The 21,828-nt window shown below is 57.2% G+C and carries 25 protein-coding genes; 14 read left to right on the top strand and 11 right to left on the bottom strand.

Features of this window, described 5'->3' with window-relative positions:
• Positions 1-5: 5 nt before the first annotated feature.
• The 4 genes from arsC to IM313_RS13190 form a co-directional block, all read right to left on the bottom strand.
• A complete protein-coding gene (gene arsC / locus IM313_RS13205) occupies positions 6-437 on the bottom strand; it encodes a glutaredoxin-dependent arsenate reductase (RefSeq protein ID WP_192970827.1) in 432 nt (143 codons plus the stop codon).
• A gap of 12 nt (positions 438-449) precedes the next feature.
• Positions 450-1,739 carry an arsenic transporter gene (locus tag IM313_RS13200; RefSeq protein ID WP_192970828.1) on the bottom strand — a complete coding sequence of 430 codons (1,290 nt, stop codon included), beginning with the start codon at positions 1,737-1,739 and terminating at the stop codon, positions 450-452.
• A 40-nt stretch (positions 1,740-1,779) separates the two neighbouring features.
• Positions 1,780-2,100 carry a metalloregulator ArsR/SmtB family transcription factor gene (locus IM313_RS13195; RefSeq protein WP_048999343.1) on the bottom strand — a complete coding sequence of 107 codons (321 nt, stop codon included), beginning with the start codon at positions 2,098-2,100 and terminating at the stop codon, positions 1,780-1,782.
• A 253-nt stretch (positions 2,101-2,353) separates the two neighbouring features.
• Positions 2,354-4,039 (bottom strand): aspartate:alanine antiporter, encoded by a 1,686-nt coding sequence (locus tag IM313_RS13190; protein ID WP_014169303.1) that lies wholly within the window; start codon positions 4,037-4,039, stop codon positions 2,354-2,356.
• A 279-nt stretch (positions 4,040-4,318) separates the two neighbouring features.
• Here IM313_RS13190 and IM313_RS13185 point away from each other — a divergent pair, with 279 nt between their 5' ends.
• The gene (locus IM313_RS13185; protein WP_080339193.1) at positions 4,319-4,687 is read left to right on the top strand and encodes an inner membrane protein YbjM; all 369 of its coding nucleotides are present in this window, start codon (positions 4,319-4,321) and stop codon (positions 4,685-4,687) included.
• A 30-nt stretch (positions 4,688-4,717) separates the two neighbouring features.
• On the opposite strand, the gene IM313_RS13180 is transcribed toward IM313_RS13185, so the two are convergent.
• Positions 4,718-4,987, bottom strand: a complete 270-nt coding sequence (locus IM313_RS13180) for a GrxA family glutaredoxin (RefSeq protein WP_028012502.1) — start codon at positions 4,985-4,987, stop codon at positions 4,718-4,720.
• A gap of 185 nt (positions 4,988-5,172) precedes the next feature.
• Here IM313_RS13180 and nfsA point away from each other — a divergent pair, with 185 nt between their 5' ends.
• The 11 genes from nfsA to IM313_RS13125 all read left to right on the top strand — a co-directional run bounded on the left by nfsA (position 5,173) and on the right by IM313_RS13125 (position 15,847).
• Positions 5,173-5,895, top strand: a complete 723-nt coding sequence (gene nfsA / locus IM313_RS13175; protein ID WP_192970829.1) for a nitroreductase NfsA — start codon at positions 5,173-5,175, stop codon at positions 5,893-5,895.
• Positions 5,896-5,964: 69 nt separating this feature from the next.
• Entirely contained in the window at positions 5,965-6,867 is a 903-nt protein-coding gene (gene rimK / locus IM313_RS13170) for a 30S ribosomal protein S6--L-glutamate ligase (RefSeq protein WP_028012504.1), read from the top strand.
• Positions 6,868-6,930: 63 nt separating this feature from the next.
• Positions 6,931-7,407 carry a YbjN domain-containing protein gene (locus IM313_RS13165; protein WP_003858385.1) on the top strand — a complete coding sequence of 159 codons (477 nt, stop codon included), beginning with the start codon at positions 6,931-6,933 and terminating at the stop codon, positions 7,405-7,407.
• 350 nt (positions 7,408-7,757) lie between these two features.
• Complete coding sequence (gene potF / locus IM313_RS13160) at positions 7,758-8,870, top strand: spermidine/putrescine ABC transporter substrate-binding protein PotF (RefSeq protein ID WP_192970830.1); 1,113 nt, start codon at positions 7,758-7,760, stop codon at positions 8,868-8,870.
• 98 nt (positions 8,871-8,968) lie between these two features.
• The gene (potG, locus tag IM313_RS13155; protein ID WP_045630953.1) at positions 8,969-10,102 is read left to right on the top strand and encodes a putrescine ABC transporter ATP-binding subunit PotG; all 1,134 of its coding nucleotides are present in this window, start codon (positions 8,969-8,971) and stop codon (positions 10,100-10,102) included.
• A gap of 9 nt (positions 10,103-10,111) precedes the next feature.
• The gene (gene potH / locus IM313_RS13150; RefSeq protein WP_048999345.1) at positions 10,112-11,065 is read left to right on the top strand and encodes a putrescine ABC transporter permease PotH; all 954 of its coding nucleotides are present in this window, start codon (positions 10,112-10,114) and stop codon (positions 11,063-11,065) included.
• Positions 11,062-11,907: a putrescine ABC transporter permease PotI gene (gene potI, locus IM313_RS13145; protein ID WP_192970831.1), complete on the top strand. Its 846-nt coding sequence runs from the start codon at positions 11,062-11,064 to the stop codon at positions 11,905-11,907. The genes potH and potI overlap by 4 nt, the downstream gene beginning before the upstream one ends.
• 65 nt (positions 11,908-11,972) lie before the next feature.
• The gene (locus IM313_RS13140; protein ID WP_028012509.1) at positions 11,973-12,446 is read left to right on the top strand and encodes a YbjO family protein; all 474 of its coding nucleotides are present in this window, start codon (positions 11,973-11,975) and stop codon (positions 12,444-12,446) included.
• 40 nt (positions 12,447-12,486) lie between these two features.
• Positions 12,487-13,614 (top strand): 23S rRNA (uracil(747)-C(5))-methyltransferase RlmC, encoded by a 1,128-nt coding sequence (gene rlmC, locus IM313_RS13135; RefSeq protein ID WP_192970832.1) that lies wholly within the window; start codon positions 12,487-12,489, stop codon positions 13,612-13,614.
• Between the two features lie 72 nt (positions 13,615-13,686).
• Positions 13,687-14,394 carry a response regulator transcription factor gene (locus IM313_RS13130; RefSeq protein ID WP_041912037.1) on the top strand — a complete coding sequence of 236 codons (708 nt, stop codon included), beginning with the start codon at positions 13,687-13,689 and terminating at the stop codon, positions 14,392-14,394.
• Positions 14,378-15,847: an ATP-binding protein gene (locus IM313_RS13125; RefSeq protein ID WP_192970833.1), complete on the top strand. Its 1,470-nt coding sequence runs from the start codon at positions 14,378-14,380 to the stop codon at positions 15,845-15,847. Before IM313_RS13130 ends, IM313_RS13125 begins: the two co-directional genes overlap by 17 nt.
• A 75-nt stretch (positions 15,848-15,922) precedes the next feature.
• Here IM313_RS13125 and artJ read toward each other — a convergent pair whose 3' ends face one another.
• From artJ to IM313_RS13095, 6 genes are all read right to left on the bottom strand, one after another.
• A complete protein-coding gene (gene artJ, locus IM313_RS13120) occupies positions 15,923-16,654 on the bottom strand; it encodes an arginine ABC transporter substrate-binding protein ArtJ (protein WP_015571008.1) in 732 nt (243 codons plus the stop codon).
• 179 nt (positions 16,655-16,833) lie between these two features.
• Positions 16,834-17,502 carry an arginine ABC transporter permease ArtM gene (artM, locus tag IM313_RS13115; protein ID WP_028012513.1) on the bottom strand — a complete coding sequence of 223 codons (669 nt, stop codon included), beginning with the start codon at positions 17,500-17,502 and terminating at the stop codon, positions 16,834-16,836.
• Entirely contained in the window at positions 17,502-18,218 is a 717-nt protein-coding gene (gene artQ / locus IM313_RS13110) for an arginine ABC transporter permease ArtQ (protein WP_192970834.1), read from the bottom strand. The genes artM and artQ overlap by 1 nt, the downstream gene beginning before the upstream one ends.
• Before the next feature lie 6 nt (positions 18,219-18,224).
• Complete coding sequence (artI, locus tag IM313_RS13105) at positions 18,225-18,956, bottom strand: arginine ABC transporter substrate-binding protein ArtI (protein WP_008500032.1); 732 nt, start codon at positions 18,954-18,956, stop codon at positions 18,225-18,227.
• A 19-nt stretch (positions 18,957-18,975) separates the two neighbouring features.
• Complete coding sequence (gene artP / locus IM313_RS13100) at positions 18,976-19,704, bottom strand: arginine ABC transporter ATP-binding protein ArtP (RefSeq protein ID WP_008500030.1); 729 nt, start codon at positions 19,702-19,704, stop codon at positions 18,976-18,978.
• Positions 19,705-19,930: 226 nt separating this feature from the next.
• Positions 19,931-20,449 carry a lipoprotein gene (locus IM313_RS13095; protein WP_126817714.1) on the bottom strand — a complete coding sequence of 173 codons (519 nt, stop codon included), beginning with the start codon at positions 20,447-20,449 and terminating at the stop codon, positions 19,931-19,933.
• Between the two features lie 97 nt (positions 20,450-20,546).
• Here IM313_RS13095 and IM313_RS13090 point away from each other — a divergent pair, with 97 nt between their 5' ends.
• Positions 20,547-20,870, top strand: a complete 324-nt coding sequence (locus IM313_RS13090; protein ID WP_028012516.1) for a heavy metal-binding domain-containing protein — start codon at positions 20,547-20,549, stop codon at positions 20,868-20,870.
• Complete coding sequence (locus IM313_RS13085) at positions 20,867-21,697, top strand: N-acetylmuramoyl-L-alanine amidase (RefSeq protein WP_192970835.1); 831 nt, start codon at positions 20,867-20,869, stop codon at positions 21,695-21,697. Before IM313_RS13090 ends, IM313_RS13085 begins: the two co-directional genes overlap by 4 nt.
• The last annotated feature ends 131 nt before the right edge of the window (positions 21,698-21,828 follow it).

Raw genomic sequence — 21,828 nt, 5'->3', positions numbered from 1 at the left:
CTGTTTTACCTGCGTTCGATTTTTTTCCCGCTGGCGTCCACGACGGCTTCGCCATCCTCTTTCGTAAACGCTCCTTTCTGCGCGTCCGGCAGAATGTCGAGGACAACTTCAGACGGGCGGCACAGGCGGGTGCCCAGCGGCGTGACCACGATCGGACGGTTAATCAGGATCGGGTGTTGCAGCATAAAGTCGATAAGCTTGTCGTTGCTGAAGTTATCGTCGGCAAGACCGAGCTGTTCATAGGGCTCCACGTTTGTGCGCAGCAGATCCCGCACCGAAATCCCCATATCGGCAATCAGGGTGGTCAGCTTATCGCGCGACGGCGGGGTTTCCAGATAGAGGATAATCTCCGGCTCCGTGCCGCTGTTGCGGATCATCTCCAGCGTGTTGCGCGAGGTGCCGCAGGCTGGGTTGTGGTAAATGGTGATGTGGCTCATATCAGTGGCTCATTACAGTGTGAAGGAGAGACGTAGCGCCAGCGCGGCGAGCGTCACAAACAGGACCGGCAGCGTCATGATGATGCCCGTCCGGAAATAGTAGCCCCAGGTAATCGTTATGTTTTTCTGCGCCAGCACGTGAAGCCAGAGCAGGGTGGCGAGACTGCCGATAGGCGTGATTTTCGGCCCCAGATCGCAGCCAATCACGTTGGCGTAAATCATCGCGTCCTTGATCAGTCCCGTCGCCGTACTGCCCTCGATGGAGAGCGCGCCAATCAGCACCGTGGGCATATTGTTCATTATGGATGACAGAAACGCGGTGATAAACCCGGTTCCCAGCGTGGTGGCCCACAGTCCGTGTCCGGCCAGGCTATTCAGCACGCCTGTGAGATAATCCGTCAGCCCGGCATTGCGCAGGCCATACACCACCAGATACATCCCGAGCGAGAAAATAACAATTTGCCAGGGTGCGCCGCGCAGCACTTTTCCGGTGTTTATTGCATGTCCCCGTTTTGCGACAGCGAATAAAATCAGCGCGCCGACGGTGGCGATGGCGCTGACCGGAATGCCGAGAGGTTCAAGCACAAAGAAGCCAACGAGCAGAAGCAGCAGCACGATCCAGCCCGTTCTGAACGTCGGGAGATCGTGAATGGCCCGCGCGGGCTCCTGAAGTTTCGCCAGGTCATATTCCGGTGGAATTTCCTTGCGGAAGAAGAGATGCAGCATCACCAGCGTTGCGACAATCGCGGCGATATCAACGGGGATCATCACCGAGGCGTATTCGCTGAACCCCAGCTTAAAGAAGTCTGCCGACACGATGTTGACCAGGTTGGAGACAATCAGCGGCAGGCTGGCGGTATCGGCGATAAAACCTGCCGCCATCACAAACGCCAGCGTGGCCTGCTTGCTGAACCCCAGCGCCAGCAGCATGGCGATGACGATAGGCGTCAGGATCAGCGCCGCGCCGTCATTGGCAAACAGCGCCGCCACGGCCGCACCCAGCAGCACGATATAAGTAAACAGCAATCGCCCACGACCGTTTCCCCAGCGGGCAACGTGCAGCGCCGCCCATTCGAAAAAGCCGGACTCATCCAGCAGCAGGCTGATAATGATGACGGCGATAAACGTCGCCGTGGCGTTCCAGACGATATTCCAGACCACAGGTATATCGTTAATGTGAATTACCCCGCTGGCCAGCGCCAGCACGGCGCCAATGGTCGCGCTCCAGCCGATACTGAGCCCTTTGGGCTGCCAGATGACCAGTACCAGCGTAAACAGAAAAATTGCCCCTGCCAGAAACATCGCTTACTCCGTTATATCTGATTTCATGAATATGTTTTGATTAGCATGAGCCCGGGAGTCGGTTTTTCAGCTTCATGCGCGTCTCTTCCCGCAGGCAGTTCCAGCTGGTGTCGATAACGGCTGCCGCCCATGCCGGCATGTTGGGAGAGAGACGGTAATGGACCCATTTGCCCTCGCGACGATCGATAACCAGCCCGGACTCGCGCAGCAAGGCCATGTGGCGGGAGACTTTCGGCTGAGATTCGGCGGTGGCGGCGCAGAGATCGCAGACGCACAATTCTCCCGTTTCGCGAAGCAGCATGACGATGGCGAGTCGCGTTTCGTCGGAGAGGATTTTGAAGAGCTGGAGCGGGTGGAGCATGGGTGTTCCTGAGGGTAGATTAAATCATATTCGTTTAATCATATATGTTTTGGTGGGAAGAGAGAAGGTCAGATTACAGAAAGGGGAATTTCAGGCAACAAAAAACCCATCAACCTTGAACCAAAACGGCGGGGTTGATGGGCTCCACAAATTGGGGACATCAAAGAAAAGCAGTGGCACTAGTTATGACTGCCCCCTGCTAAAAAAGTTCTGCGCGTTACAAAAATTTTTTCATTACGCGCAAACTTAGGAGTTATCCGAGTCCCGGCCAGATGATGATAATCAGCGTACCCGCCAGCGTCAGCAGTACGTTCGCGATAGCATAGGTGCCTGCATACCCCAGCGCCGGGATGTTGCTGCGCGCGGTATCGCTGATGATTTCCATCGCCGGGGCACAGGTACGCGCCCCCATCATTGCCCCGAACAGCAGGGCGCGGTTCATACGCAGCACGTAGGCGCCGAACAGGAAGCAGATCACTACCGGTACCAGGCTGACGATAAGGCCGGAAACCAGCATCTGCCAGCCGACGGCGCCCAGGCTGTGGCCGATGCCGCTGCCCGCGCTCAGGCCGACGCCCGCCATAAACACCATCAGACCGAACTCTTTCACCATGTTCAGCGCGCCCTGCGGAATGTAGCCGAAGGTCGGATGGTTGGCTCGCAGGAAGCCCAGCATGATCCCGGCGAACAGCAGACCGGCGGCGTTACCGATGCCGAAGCTGAAGTTGCTGAACTGGAAGGTGATCATCCCGATCATCAGGCCAACGATGAAGAAGGCGCAGAAGGCCAGCAGGTCGGTGACCTGGCTGTGAATAGAGATAAAGCCGATGCGGTCGGCAACGGTTTTTACGCGTCGCGCGTCGCCGCTGACCTGCAGCACGTCGCCTTTGTTGAGCACAACGTTGTCGTCGATAGGCATCTCAATCTGGCTGCGGATCACGCGGTTGAGGAAGCAGCCGTGGTCGGTCAGCTTCAGCTGCGCCAGGCGGCGGCCCACGGCGTTATGGTTTTTCACCACGATCTCTTCGGTGACGATGCGCATGTCGAGCAGGTCGCGGTCGAACACCTCTTTGCCGTTACGGAAGCTCGGGTCGAGACGGGCGTGCGCGTCCGGGTAACCCACCAGCGCGATGTCGTCGCCCATCTGCAGCACCGCGTCGCCGTCCGGGTTCGCCAGAATGCCGTTGCGGCGGATACGTTCGATGTAGCAGCCCGTCTGGCGGTAAATTCCCAGTTCGCGAAGATTTTTGCCGTCTGCCCATGCCACCAGCTCCGGCCCGACGCGGTAGGCGCGGATAACCGGGAGATAGACTTTACGTTTGGAATCGGTATCCAGGCCGCGCTCGCGGGCGATTTGCTGGGCGCTGGTCTGCAGATCCTGGTGCTGCAGTTTTGGCAGGTAGCGCGCGCCAACGATCAGGCTCACCAGACCAATCAGATAGGTCAGGGCGTAGCCCAGACTCAGATGGTCGAGGGCGGTAGAGAGCTGCGCGCCCGCCATGCCGGAATGCCGCAGCGTATCACCGGCGCCCACGAGCACGGGGGTTGACGTCATAGAGCCGGCCAGCATACCGGCCGTAAGCCCGATATCCCAGCCAAACAGTTTGCCCAGTCCTAACGCGATCAGCAGCGCGCTGCCGACCATCACCAGCGCCAGCATCAGATAATTTTTGCCGTCGCGGAAGAAAATTGAAAAAAAGTTAGGTCCCGCTTCTACGCCAACGCAAAAAATAAACAGCATAAAACCTAAGTTCAGCGCGTCCGTGTTAATGCTGAAGTGCTGCTGGCCTAATAATAAGGAGACGACTAAAACGCCAATGGAATTACCGAGTTGAACCGAACCCAGGCGCAATTTACCCAGGCAAAGACCCAGCGCCAGTACCACAAATAATAACAGGATGTAATTCCCATTTAACAAGTCTGCGACGTTTATATTCACGGAGGCTAACTTCTTGTTTACCAGTAAGTTGTTGAATGAAAGGACTTTTTGGGCTACTGTTTTCTGGATCAGGGAAAAGCGCTAACGCTCCCTGTTTCCTGCTTTATTCCCTAAAACATTAGCTGGCGTGTAGTTTAATCGCATTAGCTACTGACAGCTACTGATTATCGCATCACCCTGTGCGTACTTTGGCATGGATTGCCGCACTGCTTTATCTGACTGGGCGTCTACCCGACGAATGTGTATTTGATAGAGATAAGTCAGGAGGATAGTTTGAATATGAAACGAAACTGGGCGGGGGTGATCAGCTGTTTTTTGCTGTTCACGGTCGTGTGCATGTCGCTCGCATTTAATGTAAAGGGCGCGTTCAGGGCGTCCGGGCATCCTGAGCTGGGGTTGCTCTTCTTCACGTTGCCGGGGGCTGCCGCCAGTTTTCTCTCCCGTCAAGGGGAGGTGGTGAAGCCGCTGCTGGGCGCCATGCTCGCTGCACCGCTGTGTCTGCTGATGATGCGCCTGATGTATATTTCAACGCGGAGTTTCTGGCAGGAGCTGGCGTGGTTGCTGAGCGGCGTATTCTGGTGCGCGCTTGGCGCGCTGTGCTACCTGTTTGTGCGCAGCCTGGTTCAGCACCGACGGCACCGCAAATAAAAACGCCCTCAGGGTGAGGGCGTCTCTTCATTACTGCTCGGCAAACAGGCCCAGATGCTCTTTAGCGTAGGCCTCAAAGTCGGTGCAACCGCCGATGTGTTTCTGATCGAGGAAGATCTGCGGCACGGTTTCAACCGGCTTACCGACGGTTTTTTCCAGGTCGGCTTTGGTGATGCCTTCCGCGTGGATGTCCACATAGCGGAAGTTGAAGTCATCGCGCTCTTCGGTCAATTTCTCAGCCAGCTCTTTCGCGCGCACACAGTAAGGGCACCCTGGACGACCAAAAATTACTGCAAACATTTCTCTCTCCTCAAAAAACAAGCCTGACGGCGAATGACACGTATAGTGCCCCATAACCCGCCGTCATTAAAGAAGGTTTCGCCTGTCGTTATAATATCTATCAGCTATGTTTCGCCAATTACACTGCGCACATCATTGCCTATACTGGCTGCCATACGTATTAAGCAAGACTAAAGAGAGACAAGATGACGCCAACCATAGACCTGCTCCAGTCCCACCGCTCCATTCGCCACTTTACCGATGAGCCGATTACCGAGGCGCAGCGTAATGCGATTATTGACAGCGCAAGAGCCACCTCCAGCTCCAGCTTTTTGCAGTGCAGCTCGATTATCCGCATTACCGATAAAGCCATGCGTGAACAGCTGGTGACGCTCACCGGCGGGCAGAAGCATGTGGCTCAGGCAGCCGAGTTCTGGGTGTTCTGCGCCGACTTTAACCGCCACCTGCAGATCTGCCCTGAGGCCGAGCTGGGGCTGGCCGAACAGCTGCTGCTGGGCGTGGTGGATACCGCGCTGATGGCGCAAAACGCCTTTACGGCCGCGGAATCGCTGGGGTTAGGCGGTGTCTATATCGGCGGGCTGCGTAACAACATTCAAAGCGTGACCGACCTGCTGAAGCTGCCAAAACACGTGCTGCCGCTGTTTGGCCTCTGCCTCGGCTGGCCGGCGGACAACCCGGATCTCAAGCCGCGCATTCCTGCCGCGATGCTGGTGCATGAAAACCATTACCAGCCGGTCGATCAGGATGTCCTGAAACAATACGACGAAGAGCTGGCGAACTACTACATGACGCGCGGCAGCAATAACCGTCGCGACACCTGGACGGACCATATTCGCCGCACCATCATCAAAGAAAACCGCCCGTTTATTCTTGAGTATCTGCACAAGCAGGGCTGGGCAACGCGATAGTCCATTCCTCCTGCGCCTGCCTGCGTATATGATATGCAGGCTTTTTCCATGTCTTCAGAGAGGTGCAGGGTGAAAATTGCCATATTGTCCCGGGACGGAACGCTCTATTCATGTAAGCGCCTGCGAGAAGCGGCGGCGAAACGCGGGCATCAGGTTGAGATCCTCGACCCGATGTCCTGCTATATGAACATCGACCCCGCCGCCTCGTCGATTCACTACAAAGGCCGCAAGCTGCCGCACTTCGATGCGGTGATCCCCCGCATCGGCTCCCAGATTACCTACTACGGCACCGCCGCGCTGCGCCAGTTCGAGATGCTGGGCAGCTATCCGCTCAACGAATCCGTCGCCATTTCCCGCGCCCGCGATAAGCTGCGCTCCCTGCAGCTCCTCGCCCGACAGGGGATCGATCTCCCCGTCACGGGCATTGCCCATTCACCGGACGACACCAGCGATCTGATCGATATGGTGGGCGGCGCGCCGCTGGTGATCAAGCTGGTGGAAGGCACGCAGGGTATTGGCGTGGTGTTAGCGGAAACGCGTCAGGCGGCGGAGAGCGTGATCGACGCCTTTCGCGGGCTGAATGCGCACATTCTGGTGCAGGAGTACATTGAAGAGGCGAAAGGGCGCGACATTCGCTGTTTCGTGGTGGGGAACGAGGTCGTGGCGGCCATCGAGCGCCAGGCCAAAGAGGGCGACTTCCGCTCTAACCTTCACCGCGGCGGCGTTGCGCGGGTAGCCGATATTAGCGAACGCGAACGGGAAATAGCCGTGAAAGCGGCGCAAACCCTGGGGCTGGACGTAGCGGGCGTGGACCTTCTGCGCGCGACGCGCGGGCCGCTGGTGATGGAGGTGAACGCCTCCCCGGGGCTGGAAGGTGTGGAAAAAACCACAGGGGTCGATATTGCAGGTAAAATGATCTCATGGATCGAGCGTCATGCCACGCCGGGTTACTGTCTGAAAACGGGCGGTTAAATGGATTACCGGGCGCTTTTTGAGTACCCTATGCGAAGTTTTTACTAAAGAGGCTGCACAGCGATGGATTTACAGGTCGTACCTACACTGGATACGTTACGTCAATGGCTTGATGATGCCGGGATCACCTTCTTCGAATGTGATTCCTGCCAGGCGCTGCATCTGCCTCATATGCAGAATTTCGACGGCATTTTCGATGCCAAAATCGATCTGATTAACGACGTGATCCTTTTTTCCGCGCTGGCCGAAGTGAAGCCTTCTGCGCTGCTGGCGCTGGCCTCCGATCTCTCGGCTATCAACGCCAGTTCTTTGACGGTGAAAGCATTTCTCGATATACAGGACGATAATCTGCCAAAACTGGTCGTTTGCCAGTCTTTATTCTCCGGGGCAGGGCTGTCGTTCAAGCAGTTCGCCTGGTTTATGCGCCTGAGCGAAGAGCAAATTTCCATGGTTATGATGGAAGCCAATGCACATCATCTGCTGTACAGCGCGGAGGACGATGCTGAGAATAATGATGCATCTCCCAATTTTCTTCACTAAGCCTGTCTGACTTTTACGCAGTCGCTGCCATAGCGGCTGCAGAAGGCCATTTTTTCTGCTGCCTTTAACCTTTCTTTAAAGAATTTTTCACCTCCCTCAAGGCCATTTCGGCTTATCACGTAGACTTAACCTGCATAAAAAATTGATAAAAGGCGTTTTTTCGTCTGGGCTATAGCCGGAGACACGGGCTACAGTTATTCTTGCGATGCTTAAAAAAGCGAGCGGATCCTGCCGGGTAAAGAGGTTTCTTTTTATTTTGAGCAGAGCGACAAACTATGCATGATTTTTGCATATATCCAGATTGCACAGTTTAGTTCGTTTGTTAACGAGCTTTCAGAAGGAATAACACTATGATCGCCTTGAATAAAAAATGGTTATCGGGTCTGGTTGCGGGTGCTCTGATGGCCGTCTCTGCCGGCACGCTCGCTGCGGAACAAAAAACGCTGCACGTATACAACTGGTCTGACTATATTGCGCCGGACACGGTCGCGAATTTTGAAAAAGAGACCGGCATTAAAGTGGTCTATGACGTTTTCGATTCCAACGAAGTGTTGGAAGGAAAGCTGATGGCGGGCAGCACCGGGTTTGACCTCGTGGTACCTTCCGCAAGCTTCCTGGAGCGCCAGCTGACGGCAGGCGTCTTCCAGCCGCTGGATAAGAGCAAATTACCGAACTGGAAAAATCTCGATCCGGAAGTGCTGAAGCTGGTGGCTAAGCACGATCCAGACAACAAATACGCGATGCCGTATCTCTGGGCGACCACCGGCATCGGTTTTAACGTCGATAAAGTGAAGGCGGCGCTGGGCCCGGACGTGAAGCTGGACAGCTGGGACGTGGTGCTGAAGCCGGAAAACCTTGAGAAGCTGAAAAGCTGCGGCGTCTCCTTCCTCGATGCGCCGGAAGAGATTTTCGCCACCGTACTGAACTACCTGGGCAAAGACCCGAACAGCAATAAAGCCGATGATTACACCGGCCCGGCGACCGATCTGCTGCTGAAGCTGCGTCCAAACATTCGCTACTTCCACTCGTCACAGTACATCAACGACCTGGCGAACGGCGACATCTGCGTGGCGATCGGCTGGGCAGGGGACGTGTGGCAGGCGGCGAACCGCGCGAAAGAGGCGAAAAACGGCGTGAATGTGTCCTACTTTATTCCGAAAGAGGGGGCGCTGGCCTTCTTTGACGTCTTCGCCATGCCGGCTGATGCGAAAAACAAAGAGGAAGCCTACCAGTTCCTGAATTACCTGATGCGTCCTGAGGTGATCGCCCACATCAGCGACCACGTTTACTACGCCAACGGTAACAAGGCCTCCGTGCCGCTGGTGAGCGAAGAAATCCGCAATAACCCGGCTATCTATCCGCCAGCGGATGTGTTCGCCAAGCTCTTCACCCTGAAAGTTCAGGATCCAAAAATTGACCGCGTGCGTACCCGCGCGTGGACCAAGGTGAAAAGCGGTAAATAACCCTTTGTCACAGGCCGGGCGAGCGAAGCGCCCCCGGCAACAGGCGCACCGTTTTGGTGCGCCTGCACCATGATTTGATCTCTACCGGAGAACACCCCGTGAATGACGCGATCCCCCGCCCGCAGGCGAAAGTCCGTAAAGCGCTGACCCCGCTTCTTGAAATTCGTAACCTCACCAAATCTTTCGATGGCCAGCATGCCGTGGACGACGTCAGCCTGACTATCTATAAAGGCGAAATATTCGCGCTACTGGGCGCATCGGGCTGCGGCAAATCGACCCTGCTGCGTATGCTGGCCGGTTTTGAACAGCCCACCGCCGGGCAAATCATGCTCGATGGTGTGGATCTCTCCAGCGTGCCGCCGTATCAGCGCCCGATTAACATGATGTTCCAGTCCTACGCGCTGTTTCCGCACATGACGGTGGAGCAAAACATCGCCTTTGGCCTGAAGCAGGACAAGCTGCCGAAAGCCGAAATCACCGCGCGCGTGGCCGAAATGCTGAGCCTGGTGCATATGCAGGAGTTCGCGAAGCGTAAGCCGCACCAGCTTTCCGGCGGTCAGCGTCAGCGCGTGGCGCTGGCGAGAAGCCTGGCGAAACGCCCGAAACTGCTGCTGCTCGACGAGCCGATGGGCGCCCTGGATAAAAAGCTGCGCGACCGTATGCAGCTCGAAGTGGTCGATATCCTCGAGCGCGTGGGGGTGACCTGCGTGATGGTCACCCATGACCAGGAAGAGGCCATGACCATGGCCGGGCGTATCGCGATCATGAACCGCGGGAAGTTCGTGCAGATTGGCGAGCCGGAAGAGATTTACGAGCATCCGACCACCCGCTACAGCGCGGAGTTCATCGGATCGGTTAACGTCTTCGAAGGGCTGCTGAAGGATCGTCAGGAGGATGGTCTGGTCATCGAATCGCCGGGGCTGCAGCATCCGCTTAAGGTCGATCCTGACAGCTCGGTGGTGGATAACGTGCCGGTCTACGTGGCGCTGCGCCCGGAGAAGATCATGCTCTGTGACGATCCGCCTGCCGATGGCTATAACTTTGCCGTCGGGGAAGTGGTGCACATTGCCTATCTGGGCGATCTCTCCATTTACCACGTGCGTCTGAAAAGCGGACAGATGCTCAGCGCGCAGCTACAGAACGAACATCGCTACCGCAAGGGGCAGCCGACCTGGGGCGACGAAGTGCGCCTGTGCTGGGACGCGGACAGCTGCGTCGTGCTGACGGTATAAGGAGCGATCATGAGCACACTTGAACCTCCAGCCCGCGTCATAAAACCGGGCGGCTTTGCCCACTGGCTGACGCGCCTTAAGATGAACCATGGGCGCAAGCTGGTAATCGCCATGCCTTACGTGTGGCTGATCCTGCTGTTCCTGCTGCCGTTCCTGATCGTCTTTAAGATCAGCCTGGCGGAGATGGCGCGGGCGATCCCGCCATATACCGATCTGTGGGAGTGGGCCGACGGGCAGCTGACGCTGACGCTGAATCTGGGCAACTTCCTCCAGCTCACCGAGGATCCGCTCTATTTCGAAGCCTATCTGCAGTCTCTGCAGGTGGCGGCGATCTCGACGCTCTGCTGTCTGGTGATGGGCTACCCGCTGGCGTGGGCCGTGGCGCACAGCAAGCCGTCAACGCGCAACATCCTGCTGCTGCTGGTGATCCTGCCGTCGTGGACCTCGTTTCTGATACGCGTTTACGCGTGGATGGGGATCCTGAAAAACAACGGGGTGCTGAATAATTTTCTGATGTGGCTTGGGGTTATCGATCAGCCGCTGACCATCCTGCACACCAACCTTGCGGTCTATATCGGCATTGTGTATGCCTATCTGCCGTTTATGGTGCTGCCGATTTACACCGCCCTGACGCGGATTGACTACTCGCTGGTGGAAGCCTCGCTCGATCTCGGCGCGCGTCCGCTTAAGACCTTCTTCAGCGTGATTGTCCCGCTGACCAAAGGCGGAATCATTGCCGGGTCGATGCTGGTGTTTATTCCGGCAGTCGGGGAGTTTGTGATCCCGGAACTGCTCGGCGGGCCGGACAGCATCATGATTGGCCGCGTGCTGTGGCAGGAGTTCTTCAATAACCGCGACTGGCCGGTGGCGTCGGCGGTGGCGATTATCATGCTCCTGCTGCTGATCGTCCCGATCATGTGGTTCCATAAGCATCAGCAGAAACAGATGGGAGATCGCGGATGAACAACTTACCGGTAGTACGCTCCCCGTGGCGCATTCTGATCCTCGTTATCGGCTTCACCTTCCTGTATGCGCCGATGCTGATGCTGGTGCTCTACTCGTTCAACAGTTCCAAACTGGTGACGGTCTGGGCGGGCTGGTCGACGCGCTGGTACAGCGAGCTGTTCCACGACGACGCAATGATGAGCGCGGTGGGGCTGAGCCTGACCATTGCCGCGCTGGCGGCCACGATGGCCTGCGTTCTGGGCACCATCGCCGCGCTGGTGATGGTGCGCTTCGGGCGTTTTCGCGGCTCAAACGGTTTCGCCTTTATGATCACTGCCCCGCTGGTGATGCCGGACGTCATTACCGGCCTGTCGCTGCTGCTGCTGTTCGTGGCCCTGGCGCACGCCATCGGCTGGCCGGCGGATCGCGGCATGCTTACCATCTGGCTGGCGCACGTCACCTTCTGTACCGCGTATGTGGCGGTGGTGATCTCCTCGCGCCTGCGCGAGCTGGACCGCTCCATTGAAGAGGCGGCGATGGATCTCGGCGCCACGCCGCTAAAGGTCTTTTTCATCATTACCCTGCCGATGATTATGCCGGCGGTGATCTCCGGCTGGCTGCTGGCGTTCACGCTCTCCCTCGACGATCTGGTTATCGCCAGCTTTGTCTCAGGGCCGGGCGCGACGACGCTGCCGATGCTGGTCTTCTCCAGCGTGCGCATGGGGGTGAACCCGGAGATCAACGCCCTGGCCTCTATCATCCTCGGCGTGGTCGGAATTGTCGGATTTATCGCCTGGTATTTGATGGCGCGCGCGGAAAAACAGCGCGTGCGCGATATCCAGCGTGCAAGACGCGGCTGAAGGATTTAAAATTTCCGGTGATGTGCCGCGCATGACGCGGCACTGTTTTTCAGGGAAGTAAAACATTGGGATTAGTAAAAAAATCACGTATTACGCACGCCCGTCCTAACGTTCCTGCGCTGGTTCAGGTGGCGGCGCTCGCCATTATTATGATCCGCTGCCTGGACGTGCTGATGATTTTGAATACGCTGGGGGTGCGCGGCATCGGGGAATTCATTCACCGCAGCGTGCAGACGTGGAATCTGACGCTGGTCTTTTTAAGCAGCCTGGTGCTGGTGTTTATCGAGATCTACTGCGCGTTTTCGCTGGTCAAAGGGCGAAACTGGGCGCGCTGGGTCTATCTGCTCACTCAGGTGACCGCCGCCAGCTATCTGTGGGCCGCCTCGCTGGGCTATGGCTATCCTGAGCTGTTCAGCATTCCGGGCGAGTCGCGACGTGAGATTTTCCATGCGCTGGTCATGCAAAAACTGCCGGATATGCTGGTGCTCTGCCTGCTTTTCGTTCCGGCGTCCAGTCGGCGGTTCTTCCGCCTGCAATAATGTGTATAATCGCAGCCCTCGTTTTCCTTAAGGTTTTCATATGCAGTGCGCACTCTATGACGCCGGACGCTGCCGCTCCTGTCAGTGGATAGAACAGCCGGTTTCTCAACAACTCACCGCCAAAATGGCCGACCTGCAACAGCTGCTGGCAGCACGCGCGGTGGGCGAGTGGTGCGCACCCGTCAGCGGCCCGGAGCAGGGCTTTCGCAACAAAGCCAAAATGGTGGTCAGCGGCAGCGTTGAAAAACCGCTGCTGGGGATGCTGCACCGCGACGGCACGCCGGAAGACTTAACCGACTGCCCGCTCTATCCCGCGTCGTTTGAGCCGGTCTTTGCCGCACTGAAACCGTTTATCGCTCGCGCGGGGTTAACGCCTTACAACGTTGCCCGCAGGCGCGGCGAGCTGAAGTACCTTCTCCTGACGGAAAGCCAGATCGACGGCGGCATGATGCTGCGCTTCGTGCTGCGCTCGGAAGCCAAGCTGGCGCAGCTGCGCGCGGCGCTGCCGTGGCTGCAGGAACAGCTTCCTCAGTTAAAGGTGATTACCGCAAACATTCAGCCGGTGCATATGGCGATCATGGAAGGGGAGAAAGAGGTTTTCTTCACCGACCAGCACGCGCTGGCGGAGAGCTTCAACGGCGTGCCGCTGTGGATCCGCCCGCAAAGCTTCTTCCAGACCAACCCGACCGTGGCAAGCAGCCTGTACGCCACCGCCCGCGACTGGGTGCGCGCGTTAAACATCCATCATATGTGGGACCTGTTCTGCGGCGTGGGCGGTTTTGGCCTGCACTGCGCCACGCCTGAGATGCAGCTCACCGGCATTGAGATCTCCGCCGAAGCGATTGCCTGCGCAAAGCAGTCCGCCGCCGAGTTGGGGTTAACCAACCTGCACTTCCAGGCGCTGGACTCCACGCAGTTCGCGACCGGGCAAGGCAACGTGCCGGAGCTGGTGCTGGTTAATCCGCCGCGTCGTGGGATTGGCAAATCCCTGTGCGACTACCTGAGCCAGATGGCGCCGGAATACATCGTCTATTCAAGCTGTAACGCGCAGACCATGGCGAAAGACATCGCTCAACTGCCGGGCTATCGCATTGCACGCGTGCAGCTTTTCGATATGTTCCCGCATACCGCGCATTATGAAGTCCTGACGTTGCTCGTGAAATCTTAAACAAAATGTGAACTCTGCCCGCCCATAAAATCAGGTAAGCTTACGTCATAAGAGATGAATAAAGGCTTACCCATGAAGCAGATCCTGCTGGTGGAAGACGACCACGATATCGCGGCGCTTCTGCGGCTCAACTTAGAAGACGAAGGCTACGCCATCACCCACGAGCCCGACGGGGGCAACGCCCTGCAGCGCCTTGAAAAACAGCCGTGGGATGCGGTGATCCTCGACCTGATGCTGCCCAACGTTGACGGCCTGGAGATCTGTCGCCGCATCCGCCAGATGACCCGCTACCTGCCGGTGATCATCATCAGCGCCCGCAGCAGCGAAACCGACCGCATCACCGGGCTGGAAACCGGCGCCGATGATTATCTGGCAAAACCCTTTTCAGTGCAGGAACTGATTGCCCGCATCAAAGCGCTGTTCCGCCGCCAGCAGGCGATGGGGCAGGCGCAGGCTGACGGGCAAATTCAGGCCCACGGCCTGACGATCGATCCTCTGGCGCGCAGCGTGCTGCTTCACGGCCAGGTGGTGGATCTCACCCCGCGCGAATTCGAACTGCTGTACTTCTTCGCCCGCCATCCAGGCGAGGTGTTTTCCCGTCTGGCGCTGCTGGAGCAGGTGTGGGGCTATCAGCACGAAGGCTACGAGCACACCGTCAACACCCATATCAACCGCCTGCGCATCAAGATTGAGAAGGACGCCGCCGAGCCGGAGATAATTCGCACCGTCTGGGGCAAGGGCTATAAATTTGCGGAGCCAAACCATGATGCGCCGCTTTAGCCTGAGCCAGCGTCTGACGCTGCTGTTTGTCCTGCTGATGATGCTCTGTGCTACCGTCGCCTGCGCGGTACAGCTCTACAGCAGTATGCAGTACGGCAACGCGATGGTGCAGCGGTTGTCGGGCGGCCTGGCGCAGCAGATCGTCCAGCGGGAACCGATTCTGGACGCGCAGGGCAGGGTTGACCGCACCGCGCTGAAGCCGCTGTTCGACCGGCTGATGACCTTCAACCCGAGCGTTGAACTGTACGTTATCTCGCCGGACGGCGAAATCCTGGCCGATGCCGCACCGCCCGGCCATATTCAGCGGCAAAAAATCGACCTGGCACCGGTTCAGACCTTCCTGAGCGGTACCGCCATACCGGTACTGGGCGACGACCCGCGCAGTCAAAATAAAAAAGTGTTCAGCGCCACGCCGCTGCGACAGGACGGCGAGCTTAAGGGCTACCTGTACATCATTTTGCAGGGCGAGGAGTCGAACGCGCTGGCGGAAATGGCCTGGCATAAGGCGCTCTGGAGCACGGTGCTCTGGTCATTGCTGTGGGTCGCGCTGTTTGGCCTGCTGGCGGGTCTGCTGGTCTGGTACTGGGTAACGCGTCCGGTTAAGCGCCTGACGGAAGAGGTCACCGGCCTGGAGCAGGACAGCATTAGCGCAATCAGGCTGCTCGCAGCACAGCCGCCGGATGCCGCGGCCAATGACGAAGTGGCGCTCCTGCGCAACAGTTTCATCGAGCTGGCGCGGAAAATTACCCGCCAGTGGGACCAGCTGGCCGACAGCGATCGCCAGCGCCGGGAGTTTATCGCCAACATTTCGCACGATCTTCGCACGCCGCTGACCTCGCTGCTGGGCTATCTTGAAACCCTGTCGCTCAAATCCGCCACCCTGACGCCGCAGGAGCACCAGCAGTATCTCGCCACCGCGCTGCGTCAGGGACAAAAGGTACGACATCTTTCCCAGCAGCTTTTCGAGCTGGCGCGCCTTGAGCACGGCGGCATTAAGCCGCAGCGCGAGCGTTTCGCGATGGGAGAGCTGATTTCCGACGTGGCGCAGAAGTTTGAGCTTACCGCCCGCACGCGCGAGGTGAATCTGCATATTGACGTGCCGGGCCCCTTGCCGCTGGTCAATGCCGATGTGTCGATGATCGAGCGCGTGGTGACCAACCTCCTCGATAACGCGATGCGTCATACGCCCACTGGCGGGGAAATTCGTCTGGCGGTCTGGCAGGAGAATGAACGGCTTCAGGTCGAAGTGGCAGACTCCGGAACGGGCGTGGATGCCGCGCTGCGCGACGATCTGTTCCAGCGGCCTTCGGCGCTGAATACCCAGGCATCGCGGGAGAACCGCGGCGGGTTAGGGCTGTTAATCGTTAAGCGAATGCTGGAGCTGCACGGCGGCGGGATCAGGCTGATGGAGTCCGTGAGCGGGGCGCGGTTCAGGTTCTTTGTGCCGCTGTGAGAAATTGCCGGGTGGCGCTGCGCTTACCCGGCCTACAGACCACCCCCGTAGGCCAGACCACCCGGCAAAAAGAGATTACTGCGGGAACCACTGCTCGCTGATTTTCTGGTACGTGCCGTCTGCTTTAATCGCCTTCAGCGCGCCGTTCAGTTTTTCCAGCAGGGCTTTGTTATCCGGGCGTACCGCGATGCCGAGGCCCGTGCCGAAGTACTGCGGATCGGTCACTTTTTCCGTTGCCGTACCCAGCTGCGGGTTGGTTTTCAGCCATTCGTTCACTACCGCGGTGTCGCCGAATACGCCATCGATACGGCCATTTTTCAGGTCGATAATCGCGTTCTGGTAGCTGTCATAGGCCACGGTTTTCACTTCAGGATGTTTGTCCTGCAGGTATTTCTGGTGCGTGGTGCCATTTTCCATCCCGATGCGTTTGCCTTTCAGCTCGTCAAAGGATTTATAAGCCCCTTTCTTCGCAATCACCACCGCCGAGTTGGCGTAGTACGGGTCGGTGAACGCCACCTGCTTGCTGCGCTCCGGCGTGATGTCCATCCCGGAGATCACCGCATCGTATTTCTTGAATTTCAGCGACGGGATCAGGCTGTCGAAGGCATGGTTGGTAAAGGTGCAGTCGGCCTGCATCTGCTTGCACAGGGCTTTCGCCAGGTCGATATCGAAACCGACGATCTGATTGCTGGCGTCCAGCGATTCAAACGGCGGATAGGTGGCCGAAACGCCAAAATTGATCTTATCAGCAGCGGATGCGCCAGCGGCGAAGGTGGCGAGTAGTGCGGCCAGAACTAACTTTTTCATTGTAATGCTCCCGTCTGTCTATCTTGTCATTATGCGCCGTGTCTGCGGCATGGATGTACAATGCCAGTTAATGAATTTATATGCAATAAATATGATTAAATATTGTATGAGGTATAAAAAAAAGCGGATAAGCCATCGGGTTATCCGCTCTGATAATTACGTTTTATGCACTCGCGTGATTAATTTCTGCGCTCAAACGCTAACGCTTTACGCTCAATCAGTCGCATCATCAGCGTCAGCAGACCGTTCACCACCAGATACACCACGCCGGCCGCGCCGAACACCATCACGTCATAGGTGCGCCCGTACAGCAGCTGCCCGTGACCCATCACTTCCATCAGGGTGATGGTGTAGGCCAGCGAGGTACTTTTGAACACCAGCACCACTTCGTTGGAGTAAGAGGAGAGCGCGCGCTTGAAGGCGTACGGCAGCAGAATCGCCAGCGTGTCTTTTTTGCTCATGCCCAGCGCCCCGCAGGACTGCCATTGTCCTTCCGGGATGGCACGGATCGCCCCGTAAAACAGCTGGGTGGTATAGGCCGCGCTGTTCAGCGAAAGGGCAATCAGAGCGCAGAGCCACGGCTCAGAGAGCAGGTGCCAGATAACCGGATACGCCTGCAGTGACGGGAACTGGCCCGGACCGTAGTATATCAGGAAGATCTGCACCAGCAGCGGCGTACCGGTAAACAGGGTGATGTAGCCGCGCACGATCCAAACCAGCACCGGCGTTTTCAGCGTCAGGATGATGGTGAAGATGAGCGCCAGGATCAGCGCCACAATGATGGACGCCACGGTCAGCGTCAGGCTGGTGTGCAGCCCTTTCATCAGCTCCGGGAAATATTCAAGCATCAGCCTGGTCTCCGTTCAAAGCGCGTCGCACGCAGGTCAATACGCTTTAGGATGTACTGACTGAGCAGCGTGATTACCAGGTAGATAGCCGCCGCCACGATGTACCAGGTAAATGGCTCCTGAGTACGGGTGGCGATGCTTTTGGTTTGCAGCATCAAATCGTTCACGCTGATCAGGCTCACCAGCGCGGTATCTTTCAGCAATACCAGCCACTGGTTGCCCAGGCCCGGCAGGGCGTGGCGCCACATCTGCGGCATCACCAGACGGAAGAAGATCGCTGCTTTCGACATGCCCAGCGCCTGACCGGATTCCCACTGCCCCTGCGGTACCGCTTTCAGCGCACCGCGCAGGGTTTGCGACGCGTACGCGGAGTAGAGCAGGGATAGGGCAATCACGCCGCAGAGGAACGGGCTGACGTCAAAGTTGTCAATCTGCATCTGCACCGGTATCTGCGCAAAGCCGAGATTCATCGTGAAGCCGTCCGACAGCGTGAGCAGCAGCTGTGAGGAGCCGAAATAGATGAACAGGACCACCAGAATTTCCGGTAGCCCACGCAGTACGGTGACCAGCGCGGAGCCCGCCCAGGCGACGGGGAACCATTTTGCTGATTCCCACACCGCAAAGAACATTGCCAGCACCAGGCCGATAATCAGTGCGCAAACGGCAAGGCCGACGGTCATCCCGGCGGCGCTTGCTAAAGGAAAAATTTCATTCATCAGGAATTACTTCTGGAACCATTTTTTGTAGATGGTTTCGTAGGTGCCGTCTTTCTTCACTTTTTCCAGCGCAGCGTTGAATTTCTGCTGCAGCTCGGTGTTGCCCTGACGAACGGCAATCCCCAGACCGGTACCGAAGTAGTCCTTATCGGTCACTTTGTCGCCCACTGGCGCCAGTTTGTCGTTGGCTTTCAGCCACTCGGTCACGACAGCGGTATCACCAAATACCCCGTCGATACGGCCATTCTGCAGATCCAGCTTCGCGTTCTGGTAGCTGTCGTACGGAACGGTGGTGATTTCCGGATGTTTATCCATGATGAACTTCTGGTGCGTGGTGCCGTTCTGCACGCCGACTTTCTTGCCTTTCAGCTGATCGACAGAGGTGAATTTACCTTTCTGACCAATAAACAGGGCGGAGTTGTCGTAGTAAGGGGTGGTGAACAGCACCTGCTTTTCGCGCTCAGGAGTGATGTCCATACCTGCCATGACGGCGTCAATACGGCGGAACTTCAGGCTTGGGATCAGGCTGTCGAACGCCTGATTGCTGAAGGTACAGGTTGCGTCGATCTCTTTACACAGGGCGTTTGCCAGGTCTACGTCGAAGCCAACAATTTTGTTGTTCGCATCAATGGACTCAAACGGAGGGTAGGAGGCTTCCGTGGCGAAACGAATGGTCTGGGCTGCGGTAGCGGAAAGGGTAACGCCAGCAAGCAGCACGGCAAGTAATACTTTTTTCATTATATTTCCCCTGACACAATCAATGAGATAAATAGTTTTTGAAGGCATCGGTTTGCGGGTTCGCGAAGCAGCTCGCGTCACCTTGCTCAACGATATACCCGTTTTCCATGTAGACCACACGGCTGGCGGTTTTACGCGCCACTTCCACTTCGTGGGTAACAATGACCTGCGTAATATTGGTTTCCGCCAGTTCGCGAATGATGCTGACGATCTGGGCGGTGATTTCCGGGTCCAGCGCCGCGGTCGGCTCATCAAACAGCAGTACCGCGGGCTCCATCATCAGCGCGCGGGCAATCGCCACGCGCTGCTGCTGACCCCCAGAGAGGTGCAGCGGATAGCGGTCGCTGTAGGGCTTAAGGCGCAGACGCTCCAGCAGCTTTTCAGCACGCGCGATGGCCTGATCTTTGCTTAACCCCAGCACGCGGCACGGGGCTTCAATCAGGTTTTGCAGCACCGTCAGGTGCGGCCAGAGATTGTATTGCTGGAAGACCATGCCGACGTTTTGACGCAGTTCGCGTATAGCTTTATCTGACGGGGTTTTCGCGAAATCAAAATGGTTACCGGCGATAGCCAGCGTACCGGAACGGGGCATTTCAAGCAGATTAAGGACGCGCAGAAGGGAGCTTTTGCCTGCACCGCTTGGGCCAAGTAAAACCAGCGTTTCGCCTTCCGGGCAGTTCAGCGTGATGTCAAACAGCGCCTGGTGTGCGCCGTAGAAGCAGTTAATGCCGTTTAGTTTAATACTCATCGGGGCAGTCTTTACTCATCCAGGCAATCTATAGCAATTGAGGCCGCAGATAGTACCGTTGACAGAATAGTTATGCAATATTTCTGCGTTAAAAGTTAAATATAACCCGCATTTCCTCTTAAACATAGCACAAAATAGCGAACGGCAAGGTCGGCGAGTATAAATGTCGGCATTCCACGTGAAATGCCGGACATTTTACGGGGGTAACATTTTTATCACTAATGATCTAGCGGTTCTCAATCGACTGGCGCAGCGTGCCGGCCGGGGCATGAACGCTGCCGCCGATATAGCGCACATCGTCCACCGCCCAGCACTGGCCTTCACGGATCATCAGCACTTCGTCCTGCCAGGTTTGGGTTCCCTGGGTCAGCTTCACGCGCAGCGGAATGTTCCGCGCATCGGTGTTCGGGATGGTTGACGCGCTGGCCACCTCGGCGCTGTCCGGCAGCGTGCTGCGGCTGGAGAACGGATCGGATTTCAGCAGGGCGTTATGCTGCGGATCGCGAGTCGCATCGTTGAGCAGTTTTGCAAGATTATCGCTCAGGTACGGGCGCAGGGCGGTGAGATCATTTCCGCGATGCTGAATGCGGTAATCATAGAACTGTTGCGCCACGGTATCCGGGCCGCCGTCTATGCAGGGGCCGCTGCGGGTACCGATATCCTTAAAGGCTGGCGTGACCGTGGTAGTACAGGCGCTGAGCACCAGCGCGCAGGGCACTAAAAGTGTTAAAGCAGAGTAGCGCATGTTGATTTCCTTATTTATTAACTATCCTTTCAATCATAGCGTAACGAACCGATAATGCTGTTGCTAACGCATTGAACGCTAAAGAAGGAGAGAAAGTATGCAGTTTTCAACAACGCCAACCCTGGAAGGACAGACCATTACCGAGTATTGCGGCGTGGTCACCGGCGAAGCGATTCTGGGCGCGAACATTTTCCGGGATTTCTTTGCCGGGATTCGTGACATCGTCGGTGGACGCTCCGGCGCGTACGAAAAAGAGCTGCGTAAAGCGCGCGAAATTGCGTTTAAGGAGCTGGGCGAGCAGGCCAAAGCGCTGGGAGCAGATGCCGTTGTAGGAATCGATATTGATTATGAAACCGTCGGCAAAGATTCGAGCATGCTGATGGTGAGCGTAAGCGGCACGGCGGTGAAAACCCGTCGATGAAGCGCTCGCTTTCAACGCTCCTGCTGGCGATGTTGCTGGCAGGATGCGCCCAGGAAAAAGGCATTGTTGATAAAGGTGCCTACGAGCTGGATACTCGCCATCAGGCGCAGGCGGCCTACCCGCGCATAAAGGTGCTGGTGATCCACTACACCGCCGACGACTTCGACACCTCGCTGGCCACGCTGACGGACAAAAACGTCAGCTCCCACTATCTCATCCCTGCGAAGCCGCCCGCACCCGACGGCAAACCGCGCATCTGGCAGCTGGTGCCGGAGAGCGAGCTGGCCTGGCATGCGGGCATCAGCTTCTGGCGCGGCACCAACCGGATCAATGACACGTCTGTCGGCATTGAGCTGGAGAACCGCGGCTGGCAGAAGCGCGACGGTGTGAAAGTTTTCGCCCCGTTTGAGCCCGCGCAAATCGCGGCGCTTATCCCGCTGGCGAAAGACATTATCGCCCGGTATGACATTAAACCGCAGAACGTGGTGGCGCATGCTGATATCGCGCCCCAGCGTAAGGACGATCCCGGCCCGCTGTTTCCCTGGCAGGCGCTGGCGAAGCAGGGGATTGGGGCCTGGCCCGATGCCGGGCGCGTGAACTTCTATATCAATGGTCGTCCGCGCTATCAGGAGGTAGATCGTGCAGCCCTGCTCGACCTGCTGATGCGCTATGGCTATGAGGTGCCGGACAACGCCACGGATCAGCAGCAGCAACGCGTTATCACCGCCTTCCAGATGCACTATCGCCCGCAGGTATGGAACGGCGTCGCGGATGTGGAAACGATGGCCATTGCAGAAGCCCTTTTAGAGAAATACGGGCAGGGGTAAACCTTCGGTTTGCGCCCGAATGCGCGTTTTCCCCTTATTTGTGCTTGAGATTAATCTTAAGTACAAACTCAATTCATTTTTAGTAAATTGACTTAAAATTATCCGGATTTAAGATAGACACATAGCTTGCT

This window comes from Enterobacter cloacae complex sp. P2B, assembly GCF_014895985.1.
Taxonomy (GTDB): domain Bacteria; phylum Pseudomonadota; class Gammaproteobacteria; order Enterobacterales; family Enterobacteriaceae; genus Enterobacter; species Enterobacter bugandensis.
The sequence above is the reverse complement of the archived record's forward strand: the minus strand, read 5'-3'. Positions and strand labels throughout refer to the sequence as shown.

What these genes read in the sequence shown, in the direction of transcription:
- IM313_RS13195 (WP_048999343.1), bottom strand. Translation starts at nt 2,100, where the DNA reads ATGCTCCACCCGCTCCAGCTCTTCAAAATCCTCTCCGACGAAACGCGA.
- artI (WP_008500032.1), bottom strand. Translation starts at nt 18,956, where the DNA reads ATGAAAAAAGTATTACTTGCCGTGCTGCTTGCTGGCGTTACCCTTTCC.
- IM313_RS13095 (WP_126817714.1), bottom strand. Translation starts at nt 20,449, where the DNA reads ATGCGCTACTCTGCTTTAACACTTTTAGTGCCCTGCGCGCTGGTGCTC.
- potF (WP_192970830.1), top strand. Translation starts at nt 7,758, where the DNA reads ATGATCGCCTTGAATAAAAAATGGTTATCGGGTCTGGTTGCGGGTGCT.
- nfsA (WP_192970829.1), top strand. Translation starts at nt 5,173, where the DNA reads ATGACGCCAACCATAGACCTGCTCCAGTCCCACCGCTCCATTCGCCAC.
- artQ (WP_192970834.1), bottom strand. Translation starts at nt 18,218, where the DNA reads ATGAATGAAATTTTTCCTTTAGCAAGCGCCGCCGGGATGACCGTCGGC.
- IM313_RS13085 (WP_192970835.1), top strand. Translation starts at nt 20,867, where the DNA reads ATGAAGCGCTCGCTTTCAACGCTCCTGCTGGCGATGTTGCTGGCAGGA.
- IM313_RS13185 (WP_080339193.1), top strand. Translation starts at nt 4,319, where the DNA reads ATGAAACGAAACTGGGCGGGGGTGATCAGCTGTTTTTTGCTGTTCACG.
- potI (WP_192970831.1), top strand. Translation starts at nt 11,062, where the DNA reads ATGAACAACTTACCGGTAGTACGCTCCCCGTGGCGCATTCTGATCCTC.
- arsC (WP_192970827.1), bottom strand. Translation starts at nt 437, where the DNA reads ATGAGCCACATCACCATTTACCACAACCCAGCCTGCGGCACCTCGCGC.
- IM313_RS13200 (WP_192970828.1), bottom strand. Translation starts at nt 1,739, where the DNA reads ATGTTTCTGGCAGGGGCAATTTTTCTGTTTACGCTGGTACTGGTCATC.
- IM313_RS13180 (WP_028012502.1), bottom strand. Translation starts at nt 4,987, where the DNA reads ATGTTTGCAGTAATTTTTGGTCGTCCAGGGTGCCCTTACTGTGTGCGC.
- artJ (WP_015571008.1), bottom strand. Translation starts at nt 16,654, where the DNA reads ATGAAAAAGTTAGTTCTGGCCGCACTACTCGCCACCTTCGCCGCTGGC.
- rlmC (WP_192970832.1), top strand. Translation starts at nt 12,487, where the DNA reads ATGCAGTGCGCACTCTATGACGCCGGACGCTGCCGCTCCTGTCAGTGG.
- artP (WP_008500030.1), bottom strand. Translation starts at nt 19,704, where the DNA reads ATGAGTATTAAACTAAACGGCATTAACTGCTTCTACGGCGCACACCAG.
- IM313_RS13165 (WP_003858385.1), top strand. Translation starts at nt 6,931, where the DNA reads ATGGATTTACAGGTCGTACCTACACTGGATACGTTACGTCAATGGCTT.
- IM313_RS13125 (WP_192970833.1), top strand. Translation starts at nt 14,378, where the DNA reads ATGATGCGCCGCTTTAGCCTGAGCCAGCGTCTGACGCTGCTGTTTGTC.
- potH (WP_048999345.1), top strand. Translation starts at nt 10,112, where the DNA reads ATGAGCACACTTGAACCTCCAGCCCGCGTCATAAAACCGGGCGGCTTT.
- IM313_RS13090 (WP_028012516.1), top strand. Translation starts at nt 20,547, where the DNA reads ATGCAGTTTTCAACAACGCCAACCCTGGAAGGACAGACCATTACCGAG.
- IM313_RS13130 (WP_041912037.1), top strand. Translation starts at nt 13,687, where the DNA reads ATGAAGCAGATCCTGCTGGTGGAAGACGACCACGATATCGCGGCGCTT.
- artM (WP_028012513.1), bottom strand. Translation starts at nt 17,502, where the DNA reads ATGCTTGAATATTTCCCGGAGCTGATGAAAGGGCTGCACACCAGCCTG.